Origin of the sequence: Rhodococcus wratislaviensis, assembly GCF_041228765.1 — a bacterium.
GTDB classification, from domain to species: domain Bacteria; phylum Actinomycetota; class Actinomycetes; order Mycobacteriales; family Mycobacteriaceae; genus Rhodococcus_F; species Rhodococcus_F wratislaviensis.
Genome location: NZ_CP150488.1, coordinates 7,796,146 through 7,822,150, shown reverse-complemented (window position 1 = coordinate 7,822,150; position 26,005 = coordinate 7,796,146). Strand labels below are relative to the sequence as shown.

Annotated in this window: 22 protein-coding genes and 1 riboswitch; of the genes, 10 read left to right on the top strand and 12 right to left on the bottom strand. The window is 69.2% G+C overall.

Annotated elements, in window-relative coordinates:
• Nucleotides 1–8: 8 nt before the first annotated feature.
• Together WKC72_RS35740 and WKC72_RS35735 are read left to right on the top strand one after the other, a co-directional pair.
• Nucleotides 9–1,370 carry an LLM class flavin-dependent oxidoreductase gene (locus WKC72_RS35740; RefSeq protein ID WP_037234576.1) on the top strand — a complete coding sequence of 454 codons (1,362 nt, stop codon included), beginning with the start codon at nt 9–11 and terminating at the stop codon, nt 1,368–1,370.
• The gene (locus WKC72_RS35735; RefSeq protein ID WP_370181140.1) at nt 1,367–5,125 is read left to right on the top strand and encodes an ABC transporter ATP-binding protein; all 3,759 of its coding nucleotides are present in this window, start codon (nt 1,367–1,369) and stop codon (nt 5,123–5,125) included. The genes WKC72_RS35740 and WKC72_RS35735 overlap by 4 nt, the downstream gene beginning before the upstream one ends.
• 42 nt (nt 5,126–5,167) lie before the next feature.
• Here WKC72_RS35735 and WKC72_RS35730 read toward each other — a convergent pair whose 3' ends face one another.
• Nucleotides 5,168–6,151 (bottom strand): alpha/beta hydrolase family protein, encoded by a 984-nt coding sequence (locus WKC72_RS35730; protein WP_245973359.1) that lies wholly within the window; start codon nt 6,149–6,151, stop codon nt 5,168–5,170.
• 146 nt (nt 6,152–6,297) lie between these two features.
• Nucleotides 6,298–8,616: a helicase-associated domain-containing protein gene (locus tag WKC72_RS35725; protein WP_370181139.1), complete on the bottom strand. Its 2,319-nt coding sequence runs from the start codon at nt 8,614–8,616 to the stop codon at nt 6,298–6,300.
• Between the two features lie 60 nt (nt 8,617–8,676).
• Here WKC72_RS35725 and WKC72_RS35720 point away from each other — a divergent pair, with 60 nt between their 5' ends.
• A complete protein-coding gene (locus WKC72_RS35720) occupies nt 8,677–8,865 on the top strand; it encodes a hypothetical protein (RefSeq protein ID WP_025431899.1) in 189 nt (62 codons plus the stop codon).
• Nucleotides 8,866–8,932: 67 nt separating this feature from the next.
• On the opposite strand, the gene WKC72_RS35715 is transcribed toward WKC72_RS35720, so the two are convergent.
• From WKC72_RS35715 to WKC72_RS35705, 3 genes are all read right to left on the bottom strand, one after another.
• Entirely contained in the window at nt 8,933–9,514 is a 582-nt protein-coding gene (locus WKC72_RS35715) for a transglycosylase family protein (protein WP_037234566.1), read from the bottom strand.
• An 8-nt stretch (nt 9,515–9,522) separates the two neighbouring features.
• A riboswitch (cyclic di-AMP (ydaO/yuaA leader) is annotated at nt 9,523–9,736 on the bottom strand.
• A gap of 234 nt (nt 9,737–9,970) precedes the next feature.
• Nucleotides 9,971–10,348: a YccF domain-containing protein gene (locus tag WKC72_RS35710; RefSeq protein ID WP_370181138.1), complete on the bottom strand. Its 378-nt coding sequence runs from the start codon at nt 10,346–10,348 to the stop codon at nt 9,971–9,973.
• Between the two features lie 30 nt (nt 10,349–10,378).
• A complete protein-coding gene (locus WKC72_RS35705) occupies nt 10,379–10,618 on the bottom strand; it encodes a hypothetical protein (RefSeq protein ID WP_072944834.1) in 240 nt (79 codons plus the stop codon).
• A gap of 153 nt (nt 10,619–10,771) precedes the next feature.
• On the opposite strand from WKC72_RS35705, the gene WKC72_RS35700 reads away from it, so the two are divergent.
• Nucleotides 10,772–11,182, top strand: coding sequence for a cold-shock protein (locus WKC72_RS35700; protein WP_005255275.1), 411 nt, complete (start codon nt 10,772–10,774; stop codon nt 11,180–11,182).
• 61 nt (nt 11,183–11,243) lie between these two features.
• On the opposite strand, the gene WKC72_RS35695 is transcribed toward WKC72_RS35700, so the two are convergent.
• The 3 genes from WKC72_RS35695 to WKC72_RS35685 form a co-directional block, all read right to left on the bottom strand.
• Complete coding sequence (locus WKC72_RS35695; RefSeq protein ID WP_037234561.1) at nt 11,244–11,729, bottom strand: DUF2771 domain-containing protein; 486 nt, start codon at nt 11,727–11,729, stop codon at nt 11,244–11,246.
• Nucleotides 11,730–11,735: 6 nt separating this feature from the next.
• Nucleotides 11,736–13,406 carry an MFS transporter gene (locus WKC72_RS35690; protein ID WP_037234560.1) on the bottom strand — a complete coding sequence of 557 codons (1,671 nt, stop codon included), beginning with the start codon at nt 13,404–13,406 and terminating at the stop codon, nt 11,736–11,738.
• A gap of 71 nt (nt 13,407–13,477) precedes the next feature.
• Nucleotides 13,478–14,272 carry a glutaminyl-peptide cyclotransferase gene (locus WKC72_RS35685; protein ID WP_370181137.1) on the bottom strand — a complete coding sequence of 265 codons (795 nt, stop codon included), beginning with the start codon at nt 14,270–14,272 and terminating at the stop codon, nt 13,478–13,480.
• Nucleotides 14,273–14,310: 38 nt separating this feature from the next.
• Here WKC72_RS35685 and WKC72_RS35680 point away from each other — a divergent pair, with 38 nt between their 5' ends.
• From WKC72_RS35680 to WKC72_RS35670, 3 genes are all read left to right on the top strand, one after another.
• Nucleotides 14,311–15,156, top strand: a complete 846-nt coding sequence (locus tag WKC72_RS35680) for a DUF3027 domain-containing protein (RefSeq protein WP_370181136.1) — start codon at nt 14,311–14,313, stop codon at nt 15,154–15,156.
• A 176-nt stretch (nt 15,157–15,332) separates the two neighbouring features.
• Nucleotides 15,333–17,894, top strand: a complete 2,562-nt coding sequence (locus WKC72_RS35675; RefSeq protein WP_370181135.1) for an ATP-binding protein — start codon at nt 15,333–15,335, stop codon at nt 17,892–17,894.
• Entirely contained in the window at nt 17,884–18,438 is a 555-nt protein-coding gene (locus WKC72_RS35670; protein ID WP_037234549.1) for a phosphatase PAP2 family protein, read from the top strand. The genes WKC72_RS35675 and WKC72_RS35670 overlap by 11 nt, the downstream gene beginning before the upstream one ends.
• Here WKC72_RS35670 and WKC72_RS35665 read toward each other — a convergent pair.
• A complete protein-coding gene (locus WKC72_RS35665; protein WP_009478020.1) occupies nt 18,435–18,683 on the bottom strand; it encodes a DUF2530 domain-containing protein in 249 nt (82 codons plus the stop codon). The genes WKC72_RS35670 and WKC72_RS35665 overlap by 4 nt on opposite strands.
• A 76-nt stretch (nt 18,684–18,759) precedes the next feature.
• Between WKC72_RS35665 and WKC72_RS35660 the strand changes: the two genes are divergently transcribed.
• From WKC72_RS35660 to WKC72_RS35650, 3 genes are all read left to right on the top strand, one after another.
• Entirely contained in the window at nt 18,760–20,214 is a 1,455-nt protein-coding gene (locus WKC72_RS35660; RefSeq protein ID WP_268791528.1) for an NCS2 family permease, read from the top strand.
• 33 nt (nt 20,215–20,247) lie between these two features.
• The gene (locus WKC72_RS35655; RefSeq protein ID WP_005244136.1) at nt 20,248–20,679 is read left to right on the top strand and encodes a MarR family winged helix-turn-helix transcriptional regulator; all 432 of its coding nucleotides are present in this window, start codon (nt 20,248–20,250) and stop codon (nt 20,677–20,679) included.
• Between the two features lie 170 nt (nt 20,680–20,849).
• Entirely contained in the window at nt 20,850–22,181 is a 1,332-nt protein-coding gene (locus tag WKC72_RS35650) for an MFS transporter (protein WP_037234670.1), read from the top strand.
• Between the two features lie 16 nt (nt 22,182–22,197).
• On the opposite strand, the gene WKC72_RS35645 is transcribed toward WKC72_RS35650, so the two are convergent.
• The 3 genes from WKC72_RS35645 to WKC72_RS35635 are packed head-to-tail and all read right to left on the bottom strand — an operon-like array spanning nt 22,198 to nt 25,951.
• Nucleotides 22,198–23,052 (bottom strand): xanthine dehydrogenase family protein subunit M, encoded by an 855-nt coding sequence (locus tag WKC72_RS35645; RefSeq protein ID WP_037234543.1) that lies wholly within the window; start codon nt 23,050–23,052, stop codon nt 22,198–22,200.
• A complete protein-coding gene (locus WKC72_RS35640) occupies nt 23,049–25,424 on the bottom strand; it encodes a xanthine dehydrogenase family protein molybdopterin-binding subunit (RefSeq protein WP_370181134.1) in 2,376 nt (791 codons plus the stop codon). The genes WKC72_RS35645 and WKC72_RS35640 overlap by 4 nt, the downstream gene beginning before the upstream one ends.
• The gene (locus WKC72_RS35635; RefSeq protein ID WP_128639861.1) at nt 25,421–25,951 is read right to left on the bottom strand and encodes a (2Fe-2S)-binding protein; all 531 of its coding nucleotides are present in this window, start codon (nt 25,949–25,951) and stop codon (nt 25,421–25,423) included. Before WKC72_RS35635 ends, WKC72_RS35640 begins: the two co-directional genes overlap by 4 nt.
• Nucleotides 25,952–26,005 lie beyond the last annotated feature (54 nt).

The window sequence follows — 26,005 nt, the reverse complement described above, 5'->3', positions numbered from 1 at the left end:
GTTACACCATGAGTTCGTCCCCACAGCGCCGGCTCCATCTCAACGCATTCCTGATGGCGATCGGCCACCACGAGGCCGCCTGGCGCCTGCCCGAGAGCGATGCGAACGCCAATCTCGATATCAAGCATTACATCTCGTTGGCGCAGACCGCCGAACGCGGAAAGTTCGACTCGGTGTTCCTCGCCGACAGCCCGGTGCTGTTCAGCAATCCGGAACGCAGGCCGAGCGGCAAGCTGGAGCCGACGATCATCCTCACGGCGATCTCCGCGGCCACCGAGAAGATCGGCCTGATCGCGACCGCGTCGACCAGCTACAACGAGCCGTACAACCTGGCGCGGCGGTTCGCGTCCCTCGACTTCGTCAGCGGCGGACGCGCAGGCTGGAACATCGTCACCACGGCCGGCGCCGATGCGGCGCAGAACTTCGGGCTCGACGACACTCCCGCACACCGGAGCCGGTACGAGCGGGCCGCGGAGTTCGTGGAGGTGTCCACCAAGCTGTGGGACAGCTGGGAGGACGACGCCATCGTCGCGGACAAGGAGGTCGCGATCCATGCCGACTCCGCCAAGGTGCACGTCATCGAACACGAGGGCCGGTTCTTCAAGGTGCGGGGACCACTCAACGTGCCGCGGTCGCCGCAGGGATACCCGCTGCTCGTGCAGGCGGGATCGTCCGAGGACGGAAAGGATTTCGCCGCCCGGTACTCGGAGGCCATCTTCACCGCCCAGCCCACCCTGGACGAGGGGAAGGCGTTCTACGCGGACGTCAAGGACCGTGTCGCGAAACTGGGCCGGGACCCCGAGCAGGTGCTGATCCTGCCCGGCATCGTGCCGGTCATCGGGGACACCGAAGAGGAGGCCCGCGAACTCGAGGCCGAATTGGAAAGGTTGATCTCGCCGGAATACGCCCGCAAGCAGCTGGCGCAGCGGTTCAATCTCGAACCGGAGCAACTCCCGCTCGACGAGCAACTTCCCGAGGACTTGCCATCCGAGGACGAGATCGAGGGCGCGAAGAGCCGGTACACGCTGATCGTGGACCTCGCCCGCCGCGAAAAGCTCACGGTCCGGCAGCTGATCGGGCGACTCGGTGGTGGTCGCGGTCACCGCACGTTCGCGGGCACCCCGCTGCAGGTGGCCGACACGATCGAGTACTGGTTCCGGAACGGCGCCGCCGACGGTTTCAACATCATGCCCGCGGTCCTCCCGTCCGGGTTGGAGAAATTCGTCGACTCCGTGGTCCCGATACTGCAGGAACGCGGACTCTTCCGCACCGACTACACCGAGACCACGCTGCGCGGGCACTACGGTTTGCCGCGGCCCGCCAATCAGTTTGCGGTCGAGAAGGATTCCACGCTGGTGTCTGCGCAGTGACGACGGGAGCTCCGGGGGAGAACGCCGGCTGGCTGCGGTACCTGTTCGGATACTGTCTGCGTCAGCGGCGCAATCTTGTTCTCGCGTACGGGGCGGCGGCGGTGGCGGCCGCCGCTACCGCCACCATTCCGCTGGCCGTCCGGCACGTGATCGACAATGCCGCGGTAGACACGAATCATGCACTGGCGCCGTGGATCGCGGTGCTCATCGCCCTCGCATCGCTCCGTTTCGCCGCCGCCTACACGCGACGGTACCGGTCCGGGCAGCTGTCCCTCGGGGTGCAGTACGACCTGCGGGGCGACGCCTTCCGATCCCTGCTGCGGCTGGACGGCGTCAAGCAGGACGGACTGCAGACAGGGCAGGTGGTCAGCCGGTCGATCTCGGACATCACGCTGATCCAGATGCTCCTGCAGTTACTGCCGCACATGGCAGGGAACCTGCTGATGTTCGCGATCTCCCTGGCCGTGATGGCCGTGCTGTCGCCGATCCTCACCCTGGTCGCTCTCGCCGTCCTGCCTGCGCTGTGGTTCATCTCCATGCGTAGTCGCGTCGACCTGTTTCCCGCCAACTGGCACGCCCAGGAACAGGCAGCGATCGTGGCCGGGGGAGTCGAAGCCGCCGTCACCGGGGTGCGCGTCGTCAAGGGATTCGGCCAGGAAGGCCGCGAACTCGAAGACCTCGAGAAGCGGGCCGGCGACCTGTTCCGATCCCGGCTGCGCGTCGCACGCCTGACCAGCCGGTACAACCCTGCACTGCAGGCGGTCCCGATGCTCGGGCAGGCACTGGTCCTGGCGCTCGGAGGATGGCTCGCGCTGCACGGCACGCTGTCGCTCGGCACGTTCGTCGCCTTCACCACGTACCTGGCGTCGTTCGCCTCGCCCGTGCGACAGCTCGCGACGCTGCTGACCGTGAGCCAACAGGGCCGGGCGAGCGTCGAGCGCGTCCGCGAGGTGATCGACAACGCCCCGGCAGTCACGACCCCACCCGGCGCCGTGGACCTGCCAGATGGGCCGCTCGAGGTCGTGTTCGACGACGTGGCCTTCGGATACGATCCGTCGAACCGCCTACTCGACGGACTGTCGCTGCGGATCGCACCGGGGGAGACGGTGGCGGTCGTCGGTGCCGCCGGGTCGGGAAAGTCGACTCTGGCCATGCTCGTTCCGCGGTTGTACGACGCCGACGCGGGTGCGGTCACCGTCGGGGGGATCGACACCCGCCGGCTGTCGCTCGAATCGCTGCGCTCCGCGCTCGGCGTCGTCTTCGAAGACAGCTACCTGATGTCCGAGACAATCCGCGCCAACGTGTCCTACGGCCGGCCGGATGCCGACGAGACACTGGTGCGTGAGGCGCTCCGAGTGGTGCAGGCGGAGGAATTCGTCGACGCGCTTCCGGACGGGCTCGACACCGTCGTGGGGGAGCAGGGGGTGACGTTGTCGGGTGGTCAGCGGCAGCGGATCGCCCTCGCCCGGGCATTGGTGACCGATCCGCGGATCCTGGTGCTCGACGACGCGACATCGGCGGTCGACGCCCGTGTCGAGGCCGCCATCCACCACGAACTGTGCGTCGCGACCAGCGAACGGACCACCCTGATCATTGCGCATCGCCGGTCGACGCTCGCGTTGGCGGACCGCATCGCGGTCCTGGCGGACGGTCGCATCGTCGATGTGGGCACGAGCGCCGAACTCGACGAGCGGTGCCCGCTGTTCCGCGCGCTGCTGTCGAGCGCGGACGACGTGACCGCTCCGGACCCGTCACCCGACCCGCCGGACGTCGACGGTGTCACCGCCGAACTGTGGCGCCGGGAGGACGGCGACGAGGCATCCGGGATGTTCGACGCCAGAGCCGCAGCGGCTTTCGCGACCGCGGCCGCGGGCGCCAGTGGACCGTCGCGCGGAGGCGCGTCGGGCGGAATCCTCTCGTCGGCGCCGCCCAGCCCCGAAGTCATGGCTCGGCTCGACGACCTGCCGCCACTCACAGGCGACCCGGACGTCGCCGCGGACGAGGCCAGGGCCGCCGACCCGGCGTTCGGGCTCGGCTCGCTGCTGCGGCCGCTTCTCCTGCCGCTGGGCGCGGGCTTGGCGCTCGTCGGGCTCGACGCCGTCGCGCAGATCGCGGTGCCGGTCCTCGTCCGTACCGGGGTGGATCGGGGAGTGCTGCAAGGCGCCCGCGACCTGCTGCTGCTCGCGGCGGCCGCGACCATTCTGGTGGTGCTGCTGGACTGGGCCGTCAACATCGCCCAGGCGCGGGTGACCGGGCGGACGGGCGAACGGCTGCTGTACACGTTGCGGGTCAAGACGTTCGCGCAACTACAGCGGCTCGGTCTGCAGTACTACGAACGAGAACTGGCCGGCCGGATCATGACACGCATGACCACCGATGTCGACAGTCTGTCCAACTTCCTGCAGACGGGTCTGGCCACGGCGGTGGTCAGCGCGCTGACGATCTCCGGTGTTCTCGTGGCACTCCTGGTGATCGATGCGGAACTGGCTCTCGTGCTGGTCCTCGTGGTGCCCATCCTCGTCGCGGCCACCGTGGTGTTCCGCCGGAAGTCCGTGCCCGCCTACGCGGAGGCCCGTGATCGGGTCGGGATTGTCAACGCCTATCTGCAGGAGAATGTGACGAATATCCGCGTCACGCAGGCATTTCGGCGCGAAGACTACAACGCGGTCCAGTTCGCCCGGCGGGCCTGGGACTTCCGGGAGTCGCGGCTACGGGCCCAGCGGTACATGGCTCTGTACTTTCCGTTCGTCGAGTTCCTGTCGGTGGTCGCGACCGGGCTGGTGCTCGCGGCCGGTACGGCGCGGATCCATGCAGGGTCACTCACCGTCGGCACCCTGATTGCCTTCGTGCTCTACGTCGAACTGTTCTTCGCTCCCGTGCAACAGCTTTCGCAGGTGTTCGACGGGTATCAGCAGGCGGTGATCGGGCTGGGCCGACTGCGCGGGCTGATGAGGACACCGACCACCACCCCGCAGACGGACGATCCGATCGTCCTCGACCGCATCCAGGGCGGAATCGTGTTCGACGACGTCCACTTCGCATACGAGTCCGGCAAGGGAGAGGCCCTGCGAGGGGTAGCGCTTCGCATCGAACCGGGCGAGACGGTCGCCCTCGTCGGTCAGACCGGCGCGGGCAAGTCGACGGTGCTCAAGCTGCTCGCCCGGTTCTACGACCCGACGGAGGGCGCGGTGCGGGTGGACGGCATCGACACCCGGTCGCTCGACCTCGCGTCGTTCCGGCAGCGACTCGGTGTGGTTCCGCAGGAGCCGCATCTGTTCGGCGCCACCGTCCGCGACGCCGTCGCCTACGGGCGCCCCGACGCGTCGGACGCGCAGGTGGAGGCCGCCAGCCGAGCGGTCGGGGCGCACGAGATGGTGTCCGGGCTCGCCCTCGGATACCTGCAGCCGATCGGGGAGCACGGGCGCAACCTGTCGGCCGGACAACGCCAGCTGCTGGCACTCGCCCGCGCCGAACTGGTGGACCCCGACATCCTGCTGCTGGACGAGGCCACGGCGTCACTGGACCTGGCCACCGAGGACCGCGTCCGGCTCGCGACCGAGAACCTGTCCCGGCGGCGCACCACCGTCGTCGTGGCGCACCGGTTGAGCACCGCGGCGCGAGCCGACCGGGTGGTGGTCCTCGACGGCGGACGGGTCGCGGAAGTCGGGACGCACGAGGAGCTACTGGAACGAGGGGGCGTCTACCGCGAGCTCGGGGACGCCTATGCGGCTTCGCCGCCCGTGAGTACTTATTAACCGCCGGACGTTAATAAGTACTCACGGGGCCGGAGGCCACGGTCAGGCGCCGATCGACGCCTTCATCATCGGCAGCATGGCCCACAGCTGGTCCTGCCAGTATCCCCAGCTGTGGGTTCCCGTCGCCGGAAAGTCGTAGTGCGCGGGAATGCCGAGGGTGTCGAGCCGCACCTGGAACGCACGGTTCTGGGCCAGCGCGATGGCCTCGAGGCCCATGCCGGTTCCGACGTTGAACACGTCGATGGCTGATTGCGGCTGATCGTGCGGGCCCGGGAGGCCGGCGCCCGCCGAGATCCACATCGGTAGTCCGCGCAGCAGCGGCGCGGCGACGAACGGATCGTTGCGGAGCCACGCCGGATCCCACGGCGGACCCCACATGCAGTCGGAGTTGTAGCCGCCGGAGTCGAGCATCGCCACCCGGATCGCCTCACGCATGCCCGGCGCCGACAGGTTCAGGTACCCCGACATCGAGCCGGCGAACGTGAACTGGTCGCGGTGGTAGGCGGCGAGGATCAACGCCGCGTTGCCGCCCATCGACAGTCCGGCGATGGCGTTGCTGGTGCGGCTGATGCCGTAGTTGTTCGCCAGGAAGTCGGGCAGGTTCTGGGTGAGGAACGACTCCCACTTGTAGGTGTACGGCTGACCGTTGGTGTTGCTGGGCGCGTACCAGTCCGTATAGAAGCTGGACTGCCCGCCGACCGGTTCGACCACGGTGATCCCGTGATCGGACAGCCACGCGGCGTTGGTCTCGTGCTCCCACCCGCTGACGTCGTTGGTCGCGCGGAGGCCGTCGAGGAGGTACAGGGCCTTGTTGCTGCCGTTGTTCGCGAGCCACATGCGTACCTTGATCTGCCCGACCCCGCCGGGGGCGTCGACCCAGTGCTCGCGCAGACGGCTGTACGGGTCGGCGGACGCCGTTCCGCCGCCGACGAGGACGAACGCCAGCGGCAGGATCACCACGGCAACCATCAGCCGGACGACGCTTCTTAACCAACCATGTGACGGCTTCGTTGCAGTGACAATCACGGTTCTGCCTCCTGGTAATCGTCCCCGGCCAGGTACATACCAGCATCACGGTATTGCGCGCCCCGGAATTCCTCGGCGTTTGCGCAGAATCGTTATCTGACCCGTGAGTACTTGTTAACCGCCCGTGGTTAACAAGTACTCACGGGTCAGACGACGCGGGCGACCGACGTGATGCGGTGGAGGGTGAACCGCCGGACCGCGCCGCTCGCCGGGTCGAACGCGTCGAGCTGACCGCCGCCGACGCTCACGGGATCGACGATGCGGTGCGTCGCCACGCCCTGCGCGTCGACGTACCCGATGGTCACGCTGGTGCGTTCCCGCGCCGCCGCGTTGAGCAGGGCGATGGTCGCGGCGCTGCTGGCGCGCGACCCGTCGGACCGGATGCTGCCGGAACCCTTGGCCGACGCGGCCAGGTCACCTGCGCGGAGAGTTCGGACGACCGCGTCGAGCTGGGCATCCGTGGCGACGGCCGGGGTGCGGCCGGCGGGAGCCTTGCGCCGGGTCAGGACCCGGGCGCCGCGGGGACGCAGGTCGACCAGGGCGCCGGACGAGTCCTCGCCTGCGGGCGCGAAACCGGCAGCCCGCAGTTCGCCCAGTACTTCCCGCAGCGGTGCCTGCGACACCGCGACCGTCGGAGCCAACGCGCGCAGGGCCAAAGATGCAGCGACCGGCGACGCCAGGACTTCCGCGAGCAGCGTGGGGTCCTCGCAGCGGACGAAGGACGCCGCGACTCCCGCCCGGAGCCGGCCGTGCCGTCTCGCGACGTCGTCGATCAGATACGACAGCGACTGCGGAACGGGTGTGCGCGACCGGGTGGCGAACAGGCTGTGCAGTTCGGCTGCCGTCATCCCGACGTCGAGGGCGCGCCGGACGCTGTCTTCGCTGATCCGGTACATCGACGCCGCACCGGCGGATTCGATGTCCGCGACCAGGGTGATCTGCTCGAGCAGCTCCGGTGTCAGCGGTCCGGGGGCGACGACGGTGAGGTCGGCCTGGACGAGGACGTGGTCGACGGGTTCGGGCAGCGACGCGTGCATCTCGGCCTCGGCGTCGCCGCCGTGGAGCAGTGCGCGTCCGGGTGAGCTGAGTGCCCCGCGGGCGACGAGTCCGAGCGTCGCGGCCTCGTCGAGGGTGCGATCCACCGCGTGGACCCGCAGCCGGGCACCCCAGCGGGGGCGACGCCACGCCAGCAGTCGGCTGACCTCCGCGGGATCCGCCGAGTGTCCGCTGCCCAGCTCCGCCAGCAGTCCGAGGATCGCCTGCCGGTCGCGCGGTGCCGACGGCGCGCGCACTTCCTCGGACAGCGCGGCGACCGGTTTGTCGTTGGCGTCGCGCATGCCGATGAACCACGCCATGCGCGGCAGTTCCAGCCACGCCGCGGCCAGAGCGTGCCACCGCCGGGCGACCGGCGCCGTGAGCCAGTTGTCGACCGCGGTGGTCGGGGCCCAGTAGTTCTCCCCGCTGTCGGTCGTCGGGGCCGGGTCCGGGGTGCCGCTCGCGATCAGTCCCGCGGCCGAGAGAAGTTCGACGAGCAGGCTCAGCCTGTTCTCGTCGATGCCGGACGTCTTGGCGATCCGCCGCAGTTCGCGGACACCGAGACCACCCGCCCGCAGCGCGGGCGCCGGGACCTCGCCGAGAGCCTTGACGACGTCCTCGCAGTGGCGAACCAGTTCGAGCGCTTCACCTGCCGCGGCGGCATTGATGTCGGCCGGCTTGTGCTTGCGGCCGGTCACGGTGGGAGGGGCCAGCGAGGTGGGGTCGAAGACGGCCTCCCCGCGCAGGACCTGCCGCACCTGATAGGGCAGTTCGACGGTTTCCTCGTCGATCCACCGCAGCAGCCCGGCGGCGAGGAGCCGCTGCACGGGACGGTCGGGGGGTGTTCCGGGGGCCGCGTCCCGGGTCCGTCCGATCGAACTCGACTTCGACAGGGTCTCGAGGATGTCCCGCTCGACGCTCTGCAGTCCGGCCAGCGCGGCCGTGATCCCGGGTTCGTCGAGCGTCTCGACGGGTTCGGCGCTGCGCCCGACCCGCCACGGGATGGTGGCCACGACAGCGGGAACGATGCGCAGCGACGTCTTGTCACCCCAGACGATCCCCACGGACCGCAGGCCGTCCAGCGTGGCGTCGACGGTCTTCTTCGTCGCCCGCGACCCCACCGCGTCCTGCAGGGTGGCCCGCGGCACGGCGACCTCGTCGGCCCGTTCGAGCGCCAGGAGTTCGAGGATGCCGAAGTCCAGCGACGTCAGGTTGTCGGCCGCGCGGGCCACCGATGCCCGCTGTTCGGCGCGGCCGGCGAGGACGACGATCGTGGCCGGCGGTGGGACCGCCAGGTCGGGGCGCTTGTGGAGCAGATCCGTCAGTTCGGCGTCGCTGCGCGCGGCCAGCCAATCCGCGAGGGTCGCGGCGCCGCGGGGGGAGGCAGCGGTGCCGTTGGTGCTCGCGGTGGCGTCGTCGGTGTCGGTCATCGACTATCAGATTAGAGACCTGGGCTGTACGTCGCCGAACGCTCCTGTCAAAATGGCACCGTGGCTAACAATTCGAAGAAGCAGTACGTGGATCCAGGGTGGCCCGAAACCGCCGATGGAGATAGCGCCGTGACCGAACTGTCGTCGAGCCGTGCGGGCGGATTGTCCCCGTTCGGCGAGGACACCGAGTTCCCGCTGCCGGCGGACTCGCTGCCCTACGCGCATCCGCACACCGTGATCAACCGCTGACCCGACGACAGAAGAGGGGCCCTGCACCGGATCGGTGCAGGGCCCCTCTTCTGTGAATTGCGGGGGATTACTGCGGGAGCAGTCCCTTGTTCGCGTCGATGAGCTGCAGGATCTGGGGATCGATCGCGATGCCCTGAGCCTTGACGGCCTCGATCGCGTTGTCGACGACACCGGCGTACTGCGAGGTGCCGTTGGTGCTGGGGACGCCGCCCGTGAGGTCGGGGAGTGCCGGCGCCGCGGGGGCCTCGGGCACGGTGGCGGGGGCGTTGCGCTGGGTGGGTGCGCTGCTCAGGCCGAGGCTCGAGGAGCAGGACGGCCATGCGCCCCAACCCTGGGAGTCGAGGACCTTCTCGGCGACGACGATCTGCTCTTCACGCGAGGCCTGGTTGGCGGTGGCGGCGTACTGGGTTCCGCCGTGTGCGTTCCAGGTGCTCGGGGAGAACTGGAGTCCGCCCTGGAAGCCGTTTCCGGTGTTGATGCCCCAGTTTCCGCCGGACTCGCACTGCGCGAGGCGGTCCCAGTCGGAGTCGGGTGCCGCGTTCGCGGTGCCCGAGAAGGCTGCTCCGGCGACGCCCATGATGGCGCCGGTGACGGCGACCTTGGCGACGGTGCGGCCGGTGGTGGTGGGCTTGCGATGGCGTCCGCTCATAGTGGTCGAGATCCTCTCCACACGCGCCTGCGAGGTCAGCTGTCGGGTTCGGGCTGAGAGGTCGCCCGGCCTCGCCTCTCCTGGCTGGAGAGGGTCTGGCTTCACCCCAAGATCCGAGTGTGCGAGGCACATTCGGACCGGTGTCCGTCTGAGAACTTGCGTTCCCTGGAGGACTTTGGGTCCCCCGTCCTCGTCCCTGGAATGCTTCGTCGGGACTCCGGTACCCGCGGGACGAGGCTTGGCGCGGCGGGCCGGATGTGGCCGATGTTTCCTCGGCCGGTGACGACGGTAACGGGCCGAGGCCGCAGTGTCACCATTTGATAACGCGGAGTGTCTTCGCCTGTTGCGGGGCCTCATTGGGCGCGCAGAGACTCTTCCCAGCTAGTGGGGACAAGTCGTGCGTATCGCCGAGCCGTTGCCCTTCCGTTACCGGGCCGTTATGTGAGGAAGCTCACATCACTGGGGAGCGTCGACGATGTCCTTGCCGAGGGGCATCAGCGAGATGGGAATCATCTTGAGATTCGCGACCGCGAGCGGGATCCCGATGATCGTGATCGCCATGGCGACTGCCGTCACGACGTGCCCGATCGCGAGCCACAGACCAGCGATGACGAACCAGATGACGTTACCGATCAGCGAGGCCACACCGGCCGTCGGCTTGTCGACCACGGTCTTCCCGAACGGCCACAGTGCGTAGACGCCGACTCGGAACGACGCGATGCCGAACGGGATCGTGATGATCAGGATGCAGCAGAGGATTCCCGCGACGAAATACCCCAGCGCCAGCCACAGACCGCCGAAGATCAGCCAGATGATGTTGAGCAGAATTCTCATGATCGTCCCATCGGTCGGTGGTCGGGTGTGTCAGCGCGAGCGTCTGCCCTGCCTCAGTGCCGCGACGATTCCGAGGAGGAATCCGATCGGGCACGCGAGGGCGATGAGATAGAGAACGAGGCCCGGTTCGGAATCGGAGAGCACCGGGGTCAGGAAGATCGCCACGATCGCGACGAAGCCGATCGCGAAGAGGGCGAGCGCGACGCGCAGTAGTCCGTCGCCCCTCCGGGGCGTGTGAGGAGTGCTCGAAGGAGTCGATTCGTGGGCCACACCAGCAACGATAGTGCCTGGAAACCCGAATGCCGGAGGGGGTGTCTGCAAGGTAGACTGTGGGCACTGCGCGTCCCGCACCAGAGGTGGGGCGCGCTGTTTTGCATACCAAGTGCAACCAACTGCACTCCAAGTGATGAGCGGGTGAACGCGGTGCCGACCGGCAAGGTGAAGTGGTACGACGTCGAAAAGGGCTTCGGCTTTCTGTCGCAGGAGGAGGGGGAGGACGTCTATGTGCGTTCGTCCGCTCTTCCCGAGGGCGTCGAGGGCCTCAAGGCCGGCCAGCGTGTCGAGTTCGGCATGGCCGCCGGTCGACGCGGACCCCAGGCGCTGAGCCTGAAGGTGCTCGACCCGGCGCCGTCGCTGCGTCAGAACGCCGCGCGTAAGGAGCCGTCCGCCAAGAAGCACACGCCGGACGAACTCCACGGCATGGTCGAGGACATGATCACGCTGCTCGAGGCGAAGGTCCAACCCGACCTGCGCAAGGGCAAGTACCCGGACCGCAAGACCGCCCAGCGCATCTCCGAGGTGGTCCGCGCCGTCGCGCGCGAGCTCGACAGCTGATTCGACCGACGAACAAAGGCCCCGCGCTTCGGCGCGGGGCCTTTCTTCGTGAGGGGTCGTTCTAGGCGGTCTTGATCGACCAGGCGGCCCGGGCCTGCGTGAGCCCCTGCTCGTCGATGACGGCGGACGGCAGCTGGATCTCGACGCCCGCCAGCTGCAGGTCCTCCGAGGACGGCACGGTCACGGCGCGGGTCTCACCGGCGCGGTGAGCCTGTTCCTGGACGATGACCTGTCCCGACGCGTCCTGGTAGACGACGAGCATGCGCCACGGCGCCTCGACGATCTCCTGCGGCAACGACAGCTGCAGCGCGGATCCGGGCGGCACGTCGAGTTCGGCGAGGTCTCCGGTTGTGCAGTCCTCGAGATACAGGTTGCAGTACGCCAGCGGGGGGACCTGCTCGGCTCGGTTGTGCGCGAAGGCCGTGATCTCGGGCAGGCGGGGCGAGGAGTTGCGGACGAGTGCGTACAGGACTCCGACGAAGGCCACCAGGACCACCATCAGCCCCACTGCAATCAGTGCCAGGATCTTCTTGGTTCGCGCCTGCATTCTCACTTACTTCACATTTCCTGTCGATCGGTCGGCCCGGTGGGTCGAGTGGGGCTCGGTCACTTCTTGTTCGGCCAGGTCGGGACGTTTTCCGCCGAGCCCGGGCAGGAGGGTGCTCCCGCGGTAGGTGAGGACGGTCTGGACGAGCCCGATGGTCATGACGGCAGAGACCACGGAGAATCCGATCCAGTATTCGGTGGGCAGGAGGACGCCCAGCGCGCCGCCCACCACCCAGCTCAGCTGTAGGACCGTCTCCGATCTGCCGAATCCGGACGCGATCGATTCCTCGGGCAGGTCGTGCTGCAGCGAGGCGTCCAGCGACACCTTGGCCAGGGCGCTGGCCGCCGACGCGACGAGGGTTGCCAGGGCGGCAGTCAGCAGGTTGTCGGTGATCGCGGCGAGGACGGCGATGATCCACACGGCACCCGTGCAGCGCAGCACGATGAGGGCGGGGCGGCCGAGCTTGATCCGGGCGCCTGCGGCGTTGCCGGCGAAGTTGCCGATGCCTGCGGCGGCGCCGACCAGGCCGAGCATGGCGGCCTGCACGAGCGGCTCGTGGTCGGTTCTCGACTTCGCGACGAACGCGATGTACAGCGTGAGGAACCCGGTGAGCACGCGGATGGTGCTGTTTCCCCACAACCCGGTGATGACCGCGCGGCCGAGCGGTTGCCTGCGTTTACCGGATTTCGCGGTGGCAGGCGCCTCGGGCTGCAGCACCCGGGTGCGTCCCAAGACCTCGGTCGGGTGTTCGTCGCCGTGGTACGTGAGGGTGGCGGGGACCTCACCCTCGGTGACCTCGACCCACGACGGGATCCGCATGCTGAGGTATGCGCCGAGTGCAGTGATGACGGCCGCGAACCACAACGCGCCGACGGACCCGGTGGCCATGGCGAGACCACCCGCGAGGGCGCCGGCGCCGATGGTTCCGCCGAGAAGTCCGAACACGGTGAGCCGGGAGTTGACCCGCACCAGGTCGATCTCCGGTGGCAGCACACGTGGTGTGACCGCACTCTTGAGCACCGAGAAGGACTTGCTGAGCACCATCATTCCGAGGGCGGCCGGATACAGCACCCAGCTGTCGAAGTTGAAGACGAGAACGATCGCCAGGATCGTCCGGAGGCCGAACGACGTGGCCAGTGCGACGCGTCGGCCGTGCTGGAGCCGGTCGAGCATCGGACCGATCAGCGGAGCGATGACGGCGAACGGGGCGATGGTGATCAGAAGGTACAGCGCGACCTTCGTCTTGTCCTCGCCCGTCGCGGCCGAGAAGAAGAGGGTGTTCGCCAGGGCGACGGCGATGGCCGCGTCGGTGGCGTTGTTGGCCATCACCGCATAGGTGAGCGCGGTCAGACCCGACTTGTCCGCTCCGTCCGCCTTGGCCGCGCGATGGAACGTCGCGATGCCCTTGTTGGTCAGTTCCCGGCTGCGCATCGCCGCGACCCGGGTGACGGTGAGTTTGCGCGGCATCGGCGGCGCCTTGGGGGCGTCGGCCCGCTCCTCGTCGGAACGGGGACGCTGCCCGCCGCCGACCGGATGGAGGGGTGGGAGCGGTGTGCGTCGACCTCCCGAGCGTGCGGCCGGCGGGTATTTGTCGTAGCCGGGATGAACGGGGGGCCCGGAATTCTCGTCAGGAGCCCGACCGCCGTCAGGCTCGTAGGGTTCGCGCGGTCCGGTCACTCCCTAATTCTGTCCTAGTCGGGAGACATGCGACCACAGCAACCCCGGCCAATGCTGGTCAGATCGGCCTGTCAGGGAACGAACCGCACCTCGAACATGCGCGGCCAGTACTTTCCGGTGACGAGGAAGCGGTCCGTTCCCGGGATCTGGGCGATGCCGTTGAGGACGTCGACGTCCCGCGGGCCCGGCGGAAGCGCGTCGCGGAGGGCCGAGGCGTCGACCTCCGCGGTGACCCGCCCGTCCGAGGGATCGATGCGGACGAGGGTGTCGGTGGTCCAGACGTTCGCGTAGATCGCGCCGTCGTCCGCGCAGTCGAGTTCGTTGAGGCGGGACAGGGGGCTTCCGTCGTGCACTGCCTGCACGGTGCGCCGGGGTTCGAACGTGACCGGGTCGCGGAACGTGAGGGTGGGTGAGCCGTCACTGGTGACGAGGGCGTCGGGCAACGCGCAGATGCCCCACCCTTCGCCGTCGAACGGGACCCGCCGCTGTTCGGCGAGTGTCGCGCGATCCCGGGCGACGGCCACCCCGTCGCGCCACGTCAGCTGCCAGACCGTGCCGCCGTTCACCGTGATGCCCTCGCCGAACAGGGGCGACGGCAGGTCCGCGCGCGCCCGGACGGTGCCGCTGTCGAGGTCGGTGGCCTGTACCCAGGACTCACCGGGGCGACCGGTGCCCTCGAGCAATTCGGCGCCGTCGATCTCGAGTCCCTGGGTGAACGCATTCGGGTCGTGGTCGAGGGTGCGGAGGATCTCCACGCGAAGGTCCGCGCCGGACGCGCCCGTCGCCACGGGACTCTGCGGGGAGCACGCGGTGACCATCCACGCCACCGCGAGCAGGGCTGGGACGAGGTGCCTCCGGCCGGTCATCGGACCAGCATGACAGCCCAGGTGGGCACGCACTTGCGGTGGTGCGGCAAACTGGTGGTGTGAGTGTTGCTTCTTCCGACGAGCGCGCAGTGGCGCGTCCCGTACTGACCGACGCCGTCGAGCTCGCCCGAACCGCCTTGGTCCAACTGCAGGAAGGGGGAGTCGGCGACTACCTGGGCGTCACGTCCGAGGACGCGTGCGCCGCGACTCACCGTTTCGTTGCGGACCTTCCGGGCTACCGGGGCTGGCAGTGGGCGGTGGTGGTGGCTGCCGATCCCGAAGCGGACCACGCCACCGTCAGCGAGCTCGCCCTCCTCCCCGGACCCGATGCGCTGGTCGCACCCGAGTGGATTCCGTGGGATCAGCGCATTCGCCCCGGCGACCTGTCCGCGGGCGATCTGCTGGCACCGCCGGCCGGGGACCCCCGCCTCGTCCCGGGCTATGTGGCGACGGGTGACCCCGAGATCGACGAGGTCGCCCTCGAACTCGGCCTGGGTCGCAAGCAGGTGATGAGCCTCGAGGGTCGCGTCGACGCTGCCGAGCGCTGGCACGACGGCGACTACGGCCCCGATTCCGAGATGGCCAAGGCCGCGCCGTCGACGTGTGGGCTGTGCGGCTTCTACCTCCCGCTCGCCGGTTCGCTGCACGCGTCGTTCGGGGTGTGCGGCAACGAGATGGCCGCCGACGGGCACGTGGTCGACGCCACCTACGGTTGCGGCGCCCACTCCGACACCCTGCTGCCCTCGGGTGCCGGTTCGCCGCAATTCGCCGCCTACGACGACGGGGCCGTCGAGATGGTCGAGCGGGCCGTCGCCGAGACGGAGAACGAGCCCGAAGCCGCTGCCGAGGTCACCGAGGCCGAGGAATCCGCATCGACCAGCTAGCCGATCCTTTCGGCACCGCCGCCCTGAGGGATTCGACGCTTCTGGCGTGGCGAACGTCCCCGACCCGTCTGCGGGAGGATGCGGCGGCCGAATCCGATCTGGCGCGCGCCGGCTACCGTGACCGGCTCCTCACCGAGCTGGCGCAGAATGCGGCCGACGCCGCCGCCCGCGCCGAAGTGCCCGGCGAGCTGTCCGTGCAACTCGACGGACGTGTCCTGAGCGTGTCCAATACGGGCACCCCGCTGGACGAGCCGGGAGTCCAGGCGCTGGTCGCGTTGCGGGCGTCGAACAAGTCCGGGACGACCGTCGGCCGCTACGGCGTCGGTTTCACGGCGGTGCTGTCGGTGAGCGACGAGGTCGAACTGCGGTCGACGTCCGGTTCGGTGCTGTTCTCCGGGGAACGGACGAGGTCGGAACTCCGGGCACTCGACGGTGCGGACCCGGGAGCGGACGTGCCCGCCCTGCGGCTGGCGTGGCCGACGGAGAACCGCCCGGCCGCAGGCGCGGCGTCGGAAGTCGTGTTGACGCTGCGCGAGGACGTGGACGGTGAGTCGATGCTCGCCTACATGGCCCGCGAGGCGCCCGACCTTCTGCTCGAACTGCCGGCACTCGTCTCGATCACCGTGGGCGACAAGCAGTTCCGTCGCCGCGAACGACCACTCGATTCCGGGTTGACCGAGGTCGCGATCGGCGACGACCGCTGGTGGCTGTACGAGTCCGGGCGCGCACGCTGGCTCGTCCCGGTCCGTGACGGCGTCGTCTCACCCGTGACGGAGGACGTCCTGCGTGCGCCCACCCGGTCGGACGAGGAACTGTCGATACCCGCGATCCTCGTCGCGGACATCGCCATGCAACCCGACCGCAGGCGCATCCTGCCCGGCGCCGCGATCGCCGAGTTGGCGTCCGGATACGCCGAGTTCGTGGCCGCCGTGCCGCCCGAGCAGCGACTGTCGCTGGTTCCCGTTCCCGCATTCGCACGCAGCGAGGTGGACTCGGCGTTGCGCGACCACCTCGTCACCGAACTCCGGGAGCAGCCCTGGCTGCCGACCGTCGGCGGCACGAACAAGGCCCCGACTCGGGCGTCGGTGGTCCCCGGGCTCACCGAGGAACTCGCCGAACTCCTCGCCGAGATCGTCGACGGCCTGGTCGTCCCGGATCTGTCCGGGCCGCGCTGGGCACCCGCGCTGGCCGCCGTCGACGCCCACCGCCTCGGCCTGGCCCGCCTCACCGAACTTCTCAGCGGCATCGAACGCGCACCGTCCTGGTGGCAGCGCCTGTATGCGGCGCTCGAACCGCTGGCTGTCGACGCCCTCGCGGCGGAGGAGCTGGCGTCGATCCCGGTTCCGCTGTCCGACGGACGCACGGTGACCGGTCCGCGAACGGTGTTGCTGGGGCACGACATCGACGGTGTCCTGGGGGTCGACTGGACGCGGCTCGTCCACCCGGATGCCGCGCACCCGCTGCTGTCGAGGCTCGGCGCGAAGACCGCCACGGCCGTCGACCTGCTCTCGGATCCGGCGTTGCGGGCCGAGATCGAGGACCTCGACCCCGACGACGCGGCGGCGGCAGAAGAACTGTCGACCGCGGTGCTGGCACTCGCCGGGCGCGTCGACCCCGGCACACTGCCGTCGTGGCTCGGACAGCTGCCCCTCCCGGATGTCGACGGGGAGCTGCGCGGCGCGGACGAATTGCTGTTGCCCGGAGCGCCTCTCGCCGAGGTCCTGGTCGACGACTCACCGTTCACGGGCGTGGACGCCGCGTTCGCCGAGCGGGTGGGGGAGGACGCCCTCCGCGCGGTGGGCGTCGGCTGGGGCTTCACCGTGCTGCGCGCCGAACTCCCCACCGGCCCCGACCACGACCTCGACGACGAGGACCGCTGGTGGGACACGCTCGACGACGACCCCGACGAGATCGGGGCCGTGCGCGACCTGGATCTGGTGGACGAGGACCGCTGGCCCCGGGCACTCACGATGCTGGCCCGGGACCCGTCGGCGCGTCCGCTGCTCGCCGACCGCGCCGGGTACACGGCCTGGTGGCTCCGTCACAACGCGGAGGTGGACGGTCAGGTGCTCGGTCTGCTCCGCGATCCCGCCGACGAGACGTTCGCCGGACTGCTCGACCCCGTCGAGCACCCGGAGTCCGCCGTGTTCGCGGCGGCCCTGGCGCCGTCGACGGTCGACTCTCCCGAACTGGCACAGCTACTCCTGGATCGACTGGCCGATCCGGATCGCGAACCGAGCCCGGCGGTGATCGCGCGGGCGCACAGCCTGCTCGCCGCGGCCGCGCATTTTCTCGACCTCGAGGAAATTCACCTGCCCGAACACGTGCGCGGCCTGACGGGCGCACTCGTCGACCCCGGCGACGCCCTGGTGCTGGACGCACCGTGGCTGGCCGCCGCGGTGCCGCGCGAGCGTCTGGTGGTCGGGAGCCTGGACACCGCCGAGGCTCTCGCCGATCTGCTCGACCTCCCCCTCGCGTCCGCGGCGATCCGTGGCACCGTCACCGGCTCCGGCCGTGCATCGTCGTGGGATCGCGAACCCGCCGCGGTGCTCGCCTTCGCCGCACTGGGCCGCGACCTGCCGCACGGTCCCGTCGTCGTCCATCCCCGGCTCACGGTGAAGCTCACGGGCGCGGTCGACACCGAGATCGCGGTCCCGTGGTGGGTGGACGAGCAGGGGACCACCCATTGCTCCGAGTCGTGGGCCGAAGGCACGTGGGGCGCCGCCGGTGTCGTTTGACCAGAGCGTTCTCGACAGTGCCGTCGGGGACCGCACACCGTGGTTGATCGACGTCGTCACCGTCGTCACGCACAGCGGCGGAACGGTCGCGGCCTGGATCGTGTCCACCGTCCTGACGATCGCCCTCCTGCTCCAGGACCGTCGGCGCGAAGCAGTCCTCGTGGCCGGCGCGATGCTGTCGGGTCTGGCCGTGATGACCACGCTCAAGAATCTGTTCGAGCGGCAGCGCCCGCCTCTGCCGGATCGGCTGGTGGAGATCTCGTCGTTCTCGTTCCCGTCCGGCCACGCGATGATGACCGCGATCCTCGCGAGCGTTCTCGTCGCCGTGACCCTCCGGGTCGTGCTGGTGGGGCACGTCCGGATCGCGCTGGTCTTCCTGCTGGTGCTGTACACGCTGGCAGTGGGGCTGTCGCGCGTCTACCTCGCCGCGCACTGGATGACCGACGTCCTCGCCGGGTGGGCATTCGGTGTGCTGTGGGCGGCGTTCTGGATCCTGCTGACCCGCACCCGGCCCCGCCGCGCCCTGACCTCCAGCGAGATCTAGAGCAGTCCCTGCTGTGCCCCGCGGCTGCCGCGCCGGGCCGCCCGCCGCTGCAACGCGAACAGTCCGTAGCCGAGGAATCCGACGACGACCCCCGCTATACACGTCGGAAGCGCATCCGACCACCGGTCGCCCGTGACGATCACCACGACGATCGCGACCGCCCACGCCAGCGTTCCCAGTATCAGCGCAGGTCGCGGGTCGGCGAGGCGCTGAGTGAGGGGTGGGCGATCTGCGGATTCGTTCACCGAATGAACGCTACCCTCGCCGTGGTGCCCTAATCTCCAAGGGCGACGCGCGACTTCTGGCGATGGGGACTGAACAATGGGTGCTGCTCCGAAACTGCTCGACAACTACTTCAAGATCACCGAGCGTGGTTCGACGGTAGGCGCGGAGGTCCGCGGCGGAGTGGTGACGTTCGTCGCGATGGCATACATCGTGGTGCTGAACCCGCTCATCCTCGGCAGCTTCTCCGCCGACGACGCCGTCGCGAAGACCGACGTCCTCGGCAACATCCTCCCGGTCAACCAGGTGGCCGCGGTCACAGCCCTGGTGGCGGGACTGATGAGCATCGTGTTCGGGGTCGTCGCGAACTATCCCTTCGCGATCGCGGCGGGCCTGGGCATCAACAGTCTTCTCGCCGTCACCATCGCACCGCAGGTCACCTGGCCCGAGGCGATGGGCCTCGTGGTGATCGACGGTGTCATCATCGTCGTGTTGGCGCTCACCGGATTCCGGACGGCCGTCTTCAATGCCATTCCGGCCGAGCTCAAATCCGCCATCGCCGCCGGTATCGGCATGTTCATCGCGTTCATCGGTCTTGTCGACGCCGGGTTCGTGCGGCGCATCCCGGACGTCGCGGGCACCACCGTCCCCGTCGGCCTGGGCATCAACGGATCGATCTCCTCCTGGCCGACCGTGACGTTCGTGTTCGGTGTGCTGCTGATGGGTGTTCTGGTGGTGCGCAAGGTGCGCGGCGGTCTGCTGATCGGCATCGTCGTCACCACCGTGCTGGCCGCGATCATCGAGGCCGTCGCCGGCGTCGGACCGTCGCTGGGCGTGAACCCCCAGGGCTGGAACCTCAGCGTCCCGGCCGCTCCCGATGTGCTGGCGGAACTTCCGGATCTCAGCCTCGTCGGCGACGTCAGCATCTTCGGCGCGTTCACCCGCATCGGCGTACTCGCCGCCAGCCTGCTGGTGTTCACGCTCGTGCTCGCCAACTTCTTCGACGCCATGGGCACGATGACCGGGCTCGGCAAGGAGGCCGGTCTCACCGACGAGGACGGCAACCTGCCCAACATCGGACGGGCCCTGGTCGTCGAGGGCACCGGCGCCATCGTCGGTGGCGGCGCATCGGCGTCGTCCAACACCGTGTTCGTGGAATCCGCCTCGGGTATCGCCGAGGGCGCCCGCACCGGACTCGCGAATGTGGTGACGGGACTGCTGTTCCTGGCCGCGATGTTCCTGACCCCGCTGTACTCGGTGGTGCCGATCGAGGCCGCCGCGCCGGCGCTGGTCGTGGTGGGCGCAATGATGATCGGTCAGGTCCGCGACATCGATTTCACCCAGTTCTCGATCGCGCTGCCCGCGTTCCTCACCATCGCCGTCATGCCGTTCACGTACTCGATCGCCAACGGCATCGGCGTCGGATTCGTGTCGTGGGTCGTCCTCAATGCTGCGAGCGGTGGTATCAAGAAGATTCACCCGTTGATGTGGGTGGTGGCGCTCCTCTTCGTGGCCTACTTCGCGGTCGGTCCGATCACCGACGCAGTAACGTAAACGGCGGCCGATCGGTCCCGTATTGTCATTCCCGTGACCACGGATACGCGAGCACTCGCCAGCGACCTTTCCCTGGCTGTCGTGCGCCTCACGCGTCACCTGCGTGGGCGCCGCGTCGACGCCCAGGTATCGCTGACCCAGCTGTCGGCTCTGGCCACCCTTGCCCGCGACGGCGCCATGACGCCGGGCAATCTCGCGGCGCGTGAGAAGGTGCAGCCGCCGTCGATGACCCGGGTCATCGCTTCGCTGGTCGAACTGGGGCTGGTCGAGCGGGCACCGCATCCCACCGACGGACGGCAGATCATCGTCACGCTGTCGGACGCCGGTCATGCGCTGATCGCCGACGAGACCCACGCCCGTGAGGCGTGGATGAACGAGCGGCTGTCCGGGCTCGACGAGGCTCAGCTGAAGACCCTCCGCGACGCGGTCGGCATCATCACGTCCATCGTCGCCGACTCGGAGTAGCCCGACGCGGCTGCGCGGAAACCCCTTGCCGGAGAACGTAGCCGGCATCCGAGGTGGTCCGGCCACCGATGTCCACCCCGGGCCGGTCGATGGTGCGCCGGGTCCGGGAGCAAGATGGATGTGTGCCGCCCGAATCCGAGACCACCGACTCAGCCCAGCCGAAGACCGGCATGTTCGCCGCTCTCCGCACCCGGAACTACCGGTTGTGGGCGTCGGGGCAGATCGTCTCCCTCGTCGGCACGTGGATGCAGCGGGTGGCGCAGGACTGGCTCGTCCTGACGTTGTCGAACGGCAACGCGCTCGCGGTCGGCATCGTGATGGCGCTGCAGTTCGGCCCAACCCTGTTCCTGTCCGTGTGGGGCGGCGTCCTCGCCGACCGGTACGACAAGCGTCGCATCCTGATCGCGACGCAGGTGTCGATGGCGTTGTGCGCGCTGGTGCTCGGGCTGCTGGACGTCGGCGGGCTGGTGGCCCTGTGGCACGTCTACCTCATCGCGTTCCTGCTCGGCTGCGCGTCGGCGATCGACGCGCCGACGCGGCAGTCGTTCACCATCGAGATGGTCGGCAAGGAGTCCTTGCCCAATGCGATCGCCCTGAACTCCATGACGTTCAACACGGCTCGCATCATCGGCCCGGCGATCTCCGGTGTGCTGATCACCCTCATCGGCACGGGGTGGGTGTTCCTGCTCAACGTGGGCACGTTCACCGCGGTACTGATCGCCCTGCTGATGATGAATACCCGCGAACTGTTCACGGCGCCCCAGGCGGAACGCGGGAAAGGACAGGTCCGCGAGGGTTTCCGGTACGTGTGGGGCCGCACCGACCTGCGGGTGCTGATGGTGGCGGTGTTCATGGTGTCGACGTTCGGGCTGAACTTCCCGATCAGTCTCGCCGTTCTCGCCCGCAACACATTCGATCGCGGCGCGGACGCGTACGGACTGCTGTCCACGACCCTCGCCGTGGGCACGCTGGCCGGCGCCACGATCGCCGCGAAACGCAAGACCCCGCCGCGGCTGCGCACATTCCTCGGGGCTGCGGCCGCATTCGGCGCCTTCGAGATCCTGGTGGGACTCATGCCCACCTACGTGCTGGTCGCGATCATGCTCGTCCCGACCGGCGCGCTCACTCTGACGTTCACGACGGCGGCGATGAACATCCTGCAGATGTCCGTGCCGTCCGAGATGCGCGGCCGGGTGATGGGCATCTACATGCTCTGTTTCCTCGGCGGCACCCCGCTGGGCAGCCCCGTTCTGGGATGGCTGGCGGACGTCCTCGACCCTCGCGCCCCGCTCGTGATCGGCGGCGCGATCTCCCTGGTGAGCGGGATCGGCGCGGCCCTGTACCTGATGCGGCACCAGCGGGTGCGGGTGACGGTGCGCAGGCCGGACGCCGGCAGCTATCTCCCGGTGATCGAATTGCACAACGTTCTCGAACCGCACCCCGTGGTGGTCTGCGACGCCACCGAGCAGGCCGTGGAAGCGAGCCGCGACCCGCGGTCCTGACGGCTGCCGGAACCCTTCAGACGCCGACCGCCGTCGCCACGGCCCGCCGAGTCAGCACTCTCGCGAGGTGGCTGCGGTACTCGGCGTCGGCGTTGCCGTCGGTGACCGGGTCGGTACCCTCGGCGGCGTGCTCGGCCGCCGCCCGGATCAGCTCCGGGTCCGCGGCATTGCCGACGAGCGCGTCCTCGACGCCGCGAGCCCGCACCGGCACGGACCCCATGTTGGTCAGTGCCACCCGGGCCTGCCGGATCGTGCCGCCGTCGACCTGGATCGTCGCGGCCACCGCCACGATCGACCACGCCTCCGCGACCGTGTTGAACTTCTCGTACCGCGCCTCCCAGCCGGTGTGCTTGGGAACCCGCACGTCCACGAGGATCTCGTCCGGTCGCAGCGTCGTGGTGTAGTAGCCCTCGAAGAAGTCGGCGACCGGGATGCTCCGCCTGCCCGCGGTACCCACGGCGGTCAGGGTGGCGTCGAGTGCCAGTGCGGGGGCGCAGAGGTCGCCCGCCGGATCGGCATGCGCCAGAGCGCCACCCAGCGTGCCACGGTGCCGGATCTGCGGATCGGCGACGGTGCGGGTGGCCTCGACGAGCAGCAGTGCGTGCTCGTGGACGAGCGGGTCGCGGATCAGGTCGTAGTACGTGGTCATCGCGCCGATCACGAGGCTGTCCCCGTCGTCGCGGACACCGCGCAACTCACCGATCCGGCCCAGGTCGACGAGCGTGCTCGGCGAGGACAACCGCAGCCGCAGCACCGGCAGCAGGCTCTGGCCGCCCGCGAGTATCTTGGCGTCCTCCCCGGCCTCGGCGAGCGCGGCCACGGCCTGTTCGACGGTGGTCGGGGCCACGTAGTCGAAGGTCGACGGAATCATCGGGCACCTCCCTGAGCGGACTGGATGGCGTTCCAGACCCGCATCGGTGTACACGGCATCTCGACGTCACGCACCCCGAACTGGCGGACGGCGTCGAGGACGGCATTGACGACGGCCGGCGTGGACGCGATCGTCCCCGCTTCACCGACTCCCTTGACGCCGAGCGGATTACCGGTGGCGGGTGTCTCGGTGCGGCCCGTGGTGAACGTCGGCAGATCCGCCGCCGACGGCACGTGATATTCGGCGAAGGAACCCGACAGCAGGGTGCCGGACTCGTCGTACACCGCCTCCTCGTACAGGGCCTGCGCGATGCCCTGGGCGAGTCCGCCGTGCACCTGCCCCTCCACGATCAGCGGGTTGACCACGTGCCCGATGTCGTCGACGCACACGTAGGAGCGGATGCCGACCTTCCCGGTCTCGGTGTCCACCTCCACCGCGCACAGGTGCGTGCCGTGCGGGAACGAGAAGTTCTCCGGGTCGTACGCGGCCTCGGAATCCAGATTCGGTTCCACACCCTCGGGCAGGTCGTGCGCGGCGAACACGGCGAGCGCGACATCGGCGATGCCGACCGCCTTCTCGGTGCCCTTCACCCGGAACCGGCCCTCGGTGAACTCGAGATCGTCCTCGGCGCACTCCATCAGGTGCGCCGCGATGGGCCGGGCCTTCGCGATCACCTTCTCGGCAGCCTTCACGACGGCGATCGCGCCGACCGCCAGCGACCGGGAACCGTACGTGTCCATGCCACGCGGCGACGTCTGGGTGTCGCCGTGCAACACCTCGACGTCCTCGAACGGAACCCCGAGCTGATCCGCGACCACCTGGCTCCACGCGGTCTCGTGTCCCTGGCCGTGCGCCGAGGAACCGGTGACCACCTCGACCTTGCCGGTGGGCAGCATCCGGATCGCCGCGTGTTCCCAGCCGCCGGCCCCGTAGGCCAGGGCGCCGAGGGTGCGCGACGGCGCCAGACCGCACATCTCGGTGAACGTGGACACCCCGATGCCGAGTTGCACCGGGTCCTTCCGCTCGCGGCGCTCCGCCTGCTCGCGCCGGAGCCCGTCGTAGTCGAACAGCTCCCGCGCATGCGCGGTGGCCGCCTCGTAGTTGCCGGAGTCGTACGTCAGGCCCGCGACGGTGTCGAACGGGAACTCCTCGTGGGTGATCCAGTTCTTCGCCCGCAATTCCAGCGGATCCAGCGACAGCTCGGTCGCGAGTTCGTCCATCATCCGCTCGATCGCGAACGTCGCCTCCGGGCGCCCCGCCCCGCGGTACGCGTCGGTGGGCACCTTGTCGGTGAACACGTTGGTGCACGTGAAGTGATACGCCGGGAACTTGTAGATGCCGTTGAACATGAACGCGCCCAGGATCGGCACCCCCGACGTGACCAACCGCAGGTACGCGCCCATGTCGGCGAGCAGTTCCACCTTCATCCCGGTGACGGTGCCGTCGCGGCGGGCGGCCAGGGTCAGTTTCTGGATCTGGTCGCGCCCGTGATGGGCCGCGACCATCGATTCGCTGCGGGACTCGGTGTACTTGACCGGTTTGCCGAGTCGCCGTGCGACGAGCAGTGCGATCACTTCCTCCGGCGTCACCTGGAGCTTGCCGCCGAAACCGCCCCCGACGTCCGGGGCGACGACACGCAGCTTGTGCTCCGGGATGTCGAGCGTCATCGCCAGCATGAGCCGCAGGATGTGGGGGATCTGGGTGGCCGACCACATGGTGATCTGGGCGCCGGTCGGGTCGACCACCACCGAGCGGGGTTCCATGAACGCCGGGATCAGCCGCTGCTGCCGGAACGTCCGCTCGACGAGTACCTCGGCGTCGCGGATGGCATCCTCGACGTCACCGCCCGTGCCGGCCTCGGCGGAATCGAAGGTCCAGGTGGCGCTGACGTTCGTCCCGAGATCCGGGTGCACGAGGTCGGCGCCGTCGGCGGCCGCGGCCGCGAGATCGAGCACGACCGGCAGTTCGTCGTACTCGACGTCGATCGCCTCGAGTGCGTCGTGCGCCTCGTAGGCGCTGCGCGCCACCACGACCGCGACGGCCTCGCCGGCGAAGTTCACACGGTCGACCGCGAGCGACGGGGCGGGCGGCGACTTCATGTCCGGGGTGATCGGCCAGGCGCACGGCAGGCTGCCCTGCTCGCCGGCGAGATCGGCGCCGGTGAGGACCGCGACGACACCGGGCATCTCGCGGGCGGCGGAGGCGTCGACACCGGTGATGCGGGCGTGCGCGAACGGGCTGCGCAGGATCGCCAGATGCTGCATGCCCGGCAGCACCAGGTTGTCGGTCCAGCGGGTGCGGCCCGTGACCAGATGCTCGTCTTCCTTGCGTGTGCGGGCCTTCCCGATTTCCGGTTCGGCGGTGGCGGTCATCGCACACCTCCCTGCGCGGTGTCGGTCTTCGGTGCATCCGCCGTCGGTGTTTCCGCGGTGCCGCCGCCGCGCAACCGCTGCGCCGCGTCCTGGACCGCGCTGACGATGTTCTGGTACCCGGTGCAGCGGCACAGGTTGCCTTCCAACCCCAGCCGGACCGCCCGTTCGTCCGGGTCGGGTTCCTCGGCGAGCAGGTCGAGAGTCTGCATGATCATGCCGGGGGTGCAGTAGCCGCACTGCAGGGCGTGGTTGTCGCGGAACGCCTGCTGCACGGGGTGCAACGTCCCGTTCCGGGACAGACCTTCGACGGTGAGGACGTCGCCGCCGTCGGCCTGCACGGCGAGCACCGAGCAGGACTTGACGCTGTGACCGTTCAGGTGAACGGTGCACGCCCCGCAGTTTCCGGTGTCGCAGCCGATGACGGTGCCGACCTTGCCGAGCCGGTCCCGCAGATAATGGACGAGGAGCAGTCGCGGCTCCACCTCGTCCGTGTATGCCGTTCCGTCGACGGTGACAGTGATGCGCATCGCGCCTCCAAAGCCGGGAGCCTCAGGTGATACGTCCTACTCTGCGCCGACGGA